The 6,779-nt window shown below is 51.5% G+C and carries 6 protein-coding genes; 4 read left to right on the top strand and 2 right to left on the bottom strand.

Annotation, left to right across the window (positions count from 1 at the left end):
• On the bottom strand, positions 1-213 hold a 213-nt coding region (locus JX312_RS07275; protein WP_204457539.1), incomplete at its 3' end, for a hypothetical protein.
• Positions 214-333: 120 nt separating this feature from the next.
• A complete protein-coding gene (locus JX312_RS07270) occupies positions 334-1,449 on the bottom strand; it encodes a hypothetical protein (protein WP_204457538.1) in 1,116 nt (371 codons plus the stop codon).
• Between the two features lie 121 nt (positions 1,450-1,570).
• Here JX312_RS07270 and JX312_RS07265 point away from each other — a divergent pair, with 121 nt between their 5' ends.
• The 4 genes from JX312_RS07265 to JX312_RS07250 form a co-directional block, all read left to right on the top strand.
• Complete coding sequence (locus tag JX312_RS07265) at positions 1,571-3,982, top strand: SLBB domain-containing protein (RefSeq protein ID WP_204457537.1); 2,412 nt, start codon at positions 1,571-1,573, stop codon at positions 3,980-3,982.
• A gap of 18 nt (positions 3,983-4,000) precedes the next feature.
• The gene (locus JX312_RS07260; RefSeq protein ID WP_204457536.1) at positions 4,001-5,125 is read left to right on the top strand and encodes a Wzz/FepE/Etk N-terminal domain-containing protein; all 1,125 of its coding nucleotides are present in this window, start codon (positions 4,001-4,003) and stop codon (positions 5,123-5,125) included.
• Between the two features lie 35 nt (positions 5,126-5,160).
• Positions 5,161-6,015 carry a peptidoglycan DD-metalloendopeptidase family protein gene (locus tag JX312_RS07255; RefSeq protein ID WP_123405505.1) on the top strand — a complete coding sequence of 285 codons (855 nt, stop codon included), beginning with the start codon at positions 5,161-5,163 and terminating at the stop codon, positions 6,013-6,015.
• Positions 6,016-6,168: 153 nt separating this feature from the next.
• Positions 6,169-6,779: hypothetical protein (locus JX312_RS07250; protein WP_204457535.1), on the top strand; the 611-nt coding region annotated here is incomplete at its 3' end.

Genomic DNA, 6,779 nt, shown 5'->3' with positions numbered 1-6,779 from the left:
CTTTATGCCGGGCGTCAGCTCGTCGGAGCGACGGCGGGCTGATGTGAAGTCGGGAGGGTTGAGCACGGCGTCGAATATGCGGCAGAAGGGAGCAGTGTAGGCTGGATTCTTCCCGAGAGTGATCATGTAGTAGGAGACGGAACGGTAGTCGTGGGTGTGACAACGACGCTTCATGCTCGGAATCTTGTCGCGGTGTGGTGGTTGAAAAGCCATAGGTCTCGTGGGTTGAGAATGAAAACTCGTGTTCGAGAAGTAATCGATGAGAGATAAGGAAAAAAGAGGAAAGAAGGTGGGAAGGGAAGGTAAGGAGGGAAGGGGCGAGGATGAGTGGGGTCAGGAGAGGTGCTGCCAGTGGGTGAGGAACCTGTCGGTGACGGTGGTGACGGCGTTGTGCTTTTCCGCGATGCGGCGCCCTTCTGCTGCCATGGCGGGGAGACATGCGGGATCGAGGATGAGACTACGGAATCTCTCTTTCCATTCGAGGTCTGACACTAACGGAGACAGAGGGATGATGGCTCCGGTGTCGGGCTCTCCGATGTATTCGTAATATTCGGGCTGTGCGCCGGTGGCGGCGACTCTTCCGAGTGCCATCGCCTGAAAGGCGTTGGTGCCGGGTGAGTAGGAGTATAATTGGTCGAGAACTATATGACTCTCGCTCATTCTGCGGAGGTATTCGGCAAGGGGAAGGTTGCGCACGCATGTGACCGAACATCTGCCGGGCATCTCTTTTTCGAGTTCAAGGCAGATCCGAAGCATTCTTGCAGTGCCTTTCTGGATTTCCATCCCCTGGCGCATGCCGATAAACAGACGGATGCGGTCTGACAAGTCGCCGGCGGAGAGTGCGGGTACTTTGGGCAATGAGGCGAGGTCAACGGGGATGTTGGTGAATGAGAGTCGGTCGCCGAGATAAGGGCGCGCTGCAATGTCGTATTCGGGCAATACTGCCATCGCTCCGTCAATATTGGAGTATATGTAATCGCAGAATTCTTTCATTCCGGGAGCTGTCCATAGGGCGCCATGGCGGGTGGCAAACTCGAATTCCGAGGGCTTGCCGGCTGACTCAAATTCAGAGAAGCGGAAAGTTCTGGCTTCGAGACAAGTCTTTACGAAATAATAGTCGTTGCCTGCGAGTGTGAGAAACACCGAACGGTTGTTTTTCCTGAGAATATCGAAGAAGTATTTTATCTTGCCGGGCTTGAGCGAGAGGAAATGGGGGTTGATGAGCTGAACGACATCGTAATCCCGGAGTGAAGGAAGAATCTTGAAAATCTGATACAGATAGCTGACTGCACCGAGTCTGCCCGGCGCGCGCTCCAGAAGGATATCCTTGTCAGTGTCCATGTATCTGCCTCCGTCGGAAATGACGGTGATGTGGTGACCGCGCCGACGCAATTCACCGGCTAAACAGGCGTGGAGGTTGGAATAATCTCCGAAAAAAAGGATTCGCATTGTCAGGTTGTTTCGTTTTGATTATGCAAAAATAATTAAAAATGCCGAAAAGAGGACAAACAGCGGCAAATACAATTTTTTTTTATTAAATTTGCACATTGTTATTTAAACAATTTCTCAGATGAAACCGAGACACATTCTAATGTCCTTTTTGATGCTGTGCTCTATCATGGCATTTGCCATTACAGACCAGCAGGTTATAGATTATATCAAACAGCAGACTGCCGCCGGCAAATCAGAGCAGCAGATCGGCAAGGAGCTGATGGCAAAAGGAGTTACGCCTGAACAGGCGAAGCGTATCAAGGCACAGCTTGAGTCTCAGCAACATGGTGAGACTCAGGCTACGAGACAGACGGTAACATCGGCTGAGTCGGAGCGTAAGCATAACGCTGCGGAGGATGTTTCGGTGTCTTCGATCGAAAATATGCAACGCGAGATAGAGAAGGGTGATGCCATGTCGGGTTCGGGCCGCAAGATCTACGGACATCAGGTCTTCAATTCGCAGTCGCTTACTTTCGAGCCAAGCGAGAATCTCGCCACTCCTCAGAATTATCGTCTCGGTCCCGGCGATGAGGTCGTGATCGACATATGGGGCACATCGGAAGATCATATGCGCCAGACAATATCGCCTGAAGGGAGCATAATGATCTCCCAGATCGGTCCGGTGTATCTCAATGGTCTGACAATCAAGGATGCCAATCAGCATATCAAAAGTGCGTTCTCACGTAAGTATGCGGGAATGAATGATGCGGAAACTGACATTCAGGTGACTCTCGGTCAGGTTCGCACCATACAGGTGGATATTCTCGGAGAGGTGGCGACACCGGGAACCTTCCGCATGTCTCCGTTCTCATCTGTGTTTCATGCCTTATACAGGGCAGGTGGTATCAACGATATAGGTTCGCTCCGCAATATACAGGTTCTGCGTAACGGCAAGAAGGTTGCAGGAGTGGATATATACGATTATCTTTTCAAAGGGAAAACCTCAGGAAATATCCGTCTGCAGGAGGGGGATGTGATTATTGTTCCTCCGTACGAGCAGCTTGTCAACATAGACGGGAACGTTAAGCGTCCGATGTATTATGAGATCAAGCCTGACGAGACGGTTAAAAGTCTTCTCGATTATGCCGGCGGATTTACCGGTGACGCTTACGGCGGGATGGTGCGTCTGTCGCGCCAGTCGGGCACGGAAAACGAGCTTTACAACATTGACCGGGGAGAGTTCGCGACTTATCGTCTGCAGGACGGCGATATCATAACTGTCGGAACAATCCTTGACCGTTATGCCAACCGGGTAGAACTGAAAGGAGCCGTATACCGTCCTGGCATGTTCGCGATCGGAGACGGTCTGAAAACCGTGAGAGATCTTATTGACAAAGCCGACGGCGTTACTGAAGACGCTTATACAGACCGCGTGCTCCTTTACCGCGAGGGTCCGGAGAAGCAGCTTGAGGTAGTCGCACTTGACCTGAAGGATATCCTGAGAGGCGCGGCTCCCGACATTACGCTCAAACGCAATGACATGCTTGTTATCTCAAGTGTCAACGAGCTTGAAGAACGCGGTGATGTCTACATAGGCGGTCAGGTTGCTCGTCCGGGCGCGTATCCTTATGCTGCCAACAGCACTGTCGAAGACCTTATTTTTCAGGCAGGCGGTCTGCTTGAGGGTGCGTCTACGGCACGTGTGGATATCTCCCGCAGGATTGTGGATCCTTCGGCAACGGAGGCTACAAACCAGCTTGCGCAGGAATTTACCGTTTCTATAGAAAACGGTCTTGCCATAGGCAAAGGAAAGGGATTCAGACTGAAACCCTACGACAGGGTAGAGGTGCGCCGCAGTCCCGGATATGCACCTCAGGAGACAGTTGCGATCGACGGAGAAGTGCTCTTTGCCGGAACATATACATTACGCAAAAGAAACGAACGCCTTTCGGAGTTTGTGACGCGTGCCGGAGGACTCATCGATGGCGCATACATCAAGGGCGCCCATCTCTCTCGCCGTCTGTCTGAGTCGGAACTTGCGGCACGCAAGGAGGCTCTGAGACTCGCGATGTCAAACAACTCCGAGAATATGGGTGATTCGATAGCCATTGACAAGATTGACCTGTCGAATATGTATAATGTGGGAATCGATCTTGAGAAAGCACTCGCCAATCCAGGAAGCGACTATGACCTTGTACTGATGCCGGGAGACTCCCTTTATGTTCCGGAGAAGCAGAGTACTGTAAAGATTTCCGGCGATGTCATGTTCCCGAATGCCGTTATCTACGAACCAGGCAAGAAACTGAGCCACTACATCAATCAGGCAGGCGGTTACGGACAGCGTGCCAAGAAAGGGAAGGCATTCATAGTGTATATGAACGGAACTGTGGCAAGAGCCAAACGTAACACTCCCATAGAACCCGGCTGTCATATAATTGTGCCGTCGAAACCTCAGAACGGTGGAACAGACTGGTCGAAGATTCTGACTCTCACAACCGGATTCATGTCGGTAGCGACAATGGTGGCAACGATACCGAACCTATTCAAGTAGCCTCAAATAAAACTGACAATGCAGGAAACCGATAATAAAGCCAGAGTAGGCGAGGAAAAGGAGATAGACCTTCTTGAACTTGCGTCAACACTCTGGAAACAGAAGAAGAAACTGATAAAATGGAGCTTGTGCGGAGCACTTGTCGGACTTGTGGTGGCTTTCAGCATACCGAAGGAGTATACCACTTCGGTCAAGCTCGTGCCGGAATCAACAGAGGGGAAATCGGCGGGAGGAGGTCTCGGCGCACTTGCATCGATGGCAGGTCTTGGCAGCAACTTCTCTTCCGGTTCGGATGCTTTCTATCCGCAGCTTTATCCTGATGTGTTGAGTTCCGTGCCATTCACCACCGGACTTTTCGATGTAAAGGTAACAACAGATGAGAAAGGCGGCAACCGTACCATGACCGTGCGCGAATATATGGAGAACGAGACTTCGGCACCCTGGTGGAGTGCGATTCTCGGTTTTCCTCGCAAACTTCTGGGTATGGTGACCGGTGGCGTCAAGGAAACCGACGGTAAGCATCAGCTTGACAACTTCCGTCTGACACCCGAGGAAGATGCGCTTGTGACATCGTTGAACAACCGTATATCCGCCACTGTCGATACCAAGACGTCTGTTGTGACCATCACCTCCAAGATGCAGGATCCTCTCGTATCTGCAGTGCTTGCCGACACTGTTGTCTCAAGGCTCCGCGACTTCATCACGGATTATCGCACGAGCAAGGCGCGTCATGACCTCGACTATGCCATGAAGATCAATAAGGAGGCGAAGGAGAGCTATTACAAGGCGCAGCAGCGTTATGCCGACTATCTCGACCGCAACCAGGGTCTGGCTTTTCATTCCGCTCAGACAATGCGCGAGCGACTCGAGAACGAGATGACCCTCGCCTTCAATCTTTATAACCAGACGGCGCAGCAGGTGCAGCAGGCGCAGGTGAGAGTGCAGGAGAGCACACCGGTATATGCGGTGGTCACACCCGCCACGGTTCCTGTCAGAGCATCCAGTCCCCGTAAGGTCATGATACTTGTCGGCTTCACGTTCCTTGCGTTTGTGGCGTGTGCCGGATGGATTCTTTTCATATCTCCTTTGGTCGACTCGCGCAAGAAGGCGTCAGCAGGAGAGAAGAATGAAACGCCTAACTGACAGACTATAGCACTTTGAGGAAAACGATATTTTTATTGACAATACTCCTTGCGGCATTGACCGCCGAGGCGAAAGACCCGGAAGAGGATTTCCTTTCGGGTCTTGTGCGTGCCGTAGGAACAGTTGTCGAAGCGTCATCATCCGAGGATAAGGACTACATATCGGATCTTGTGGGTACTGTAAGGCGCAAAGGAGACAATCGAGAGGATGAAACAGACGGAAATGTCTCTACAGGAGCCTTGCGGTTTATCACGTATGCATACAGCAAACCCTCTTATACTCCCTCCGCGTTGTCTTATGCGCCGCAACAGGCATATGGCACCGGCAATTCCCTTTTCAGTCCCGAATGGGGGCGAATCACCTCCGGTTTCGGATACAGGGCGCGGTTCAAACGCGTACACAAAGGGATAGACATCGCGATGAATGTCGGAGATACCGTGCGGGCGATAATGTCTGGAGAGGTTAAGCGTGTAGACTATGAGGCGGGAGGTTACGGCAATTTCATTGTCATTGAGCACGACAACGGCATGGAAACGCGTTATGCGCACCTGTCGCGAGCATTGGTTGATGCCGGACAGCGGGTGTTTTCCGGTCAGGTCATAGCTCTCAGCGGCAACACAGGAAACTCCACAGGTCCGCATCTGCATTTCGAGACCCGTGTGAACGGAGAGGCGGTGAACCCGCTTTCCCTCTTGTCCCCGGCTTCCGACCGCAACAGGACAGCGGCGGGAGGGTCTGCGACAGGCCGCGGCACATATGTTGTCAGGCAAGGCGATACGTTGAAAAAGATTTCCGAAAAATCGGGTGTTTCCGAAACGCGGTTATGCCAGCTGAATCTCGTAGCGCGAGATGAGCGTCTTCAGCCGGGACGTATGCTAAAGCTGAGATGACGGACTGCTAAAAGTGTGCAGGTTTCCTGACGTGGCAGGCGTGTCTGCCTGGCAAAAAGAAATTTTAACGTGGATATTATGAGAATATCCGCGTTTTTTTATATCTTTGCAAATTGAAGAGGCATATCTTTTCGTAATATACAGTTGATATCCATGTCGTGGCGATTACCTGCCGATATGGACAACCACCGGAAAAGCACCTGTACAGGCTCGTTCCGGAGACCGGCGCCGATTGGCATCCCGGCGGTTGTGAATGATGCGCAGTCAGGATGTGATTCCTTTGCCGCGCATGAAGAAAAGGTATGCGCTTCCCAATTTATCCCACCCTTTTTTATGGACGAAAGCAACTGGTTTGCAATCAAGACACGACGGGACTTTTATGCAGAGGAATCCCTAAGACCGGTGTGCGATGAGGTGTTCTTTCCCACGCATATAGTTCGGGAACCGTCTGGAGTAAAAAGGGTCAAGGCGATTATACCGCGTGTTCTCTTTATCAAGACTTCGGCGCGCAATGCGCTTGCATTGGAAACAGCCGGTAGAACGGATCCGGCGGCACCTGTACGATTCTGGATCTACCGTTATCCTGATAGCAAAGATATACAGATTATTTCCAGTTCTCAGATAAATATTCTCAAGCTGCTAACAGCTGAAGACTCCACGCGTTGCGAAATCTTCAACAAACGCGATTTCCACGAGGGTCAGCGCGTGCGCATAACAGGTGGTGAATTTGAAGGGTATGAAGGTTACGTGCAACGGGTGAAAAA

Source organism: Barnesiella sp. CU968, from assembly GCF_905219685.1.
Taxonomy (GTDB): Bacteria; Bacteroidota; Bacteroidia; order Bacteroidales; family Muribaculaceae; genus Lepagella; species Lepagella muris_A.
The sequence above is the reverse complement of the archived record's forward strand: the minus strand, read 5'-3'. Positions and strand labels throughout refer to the sequence as shown.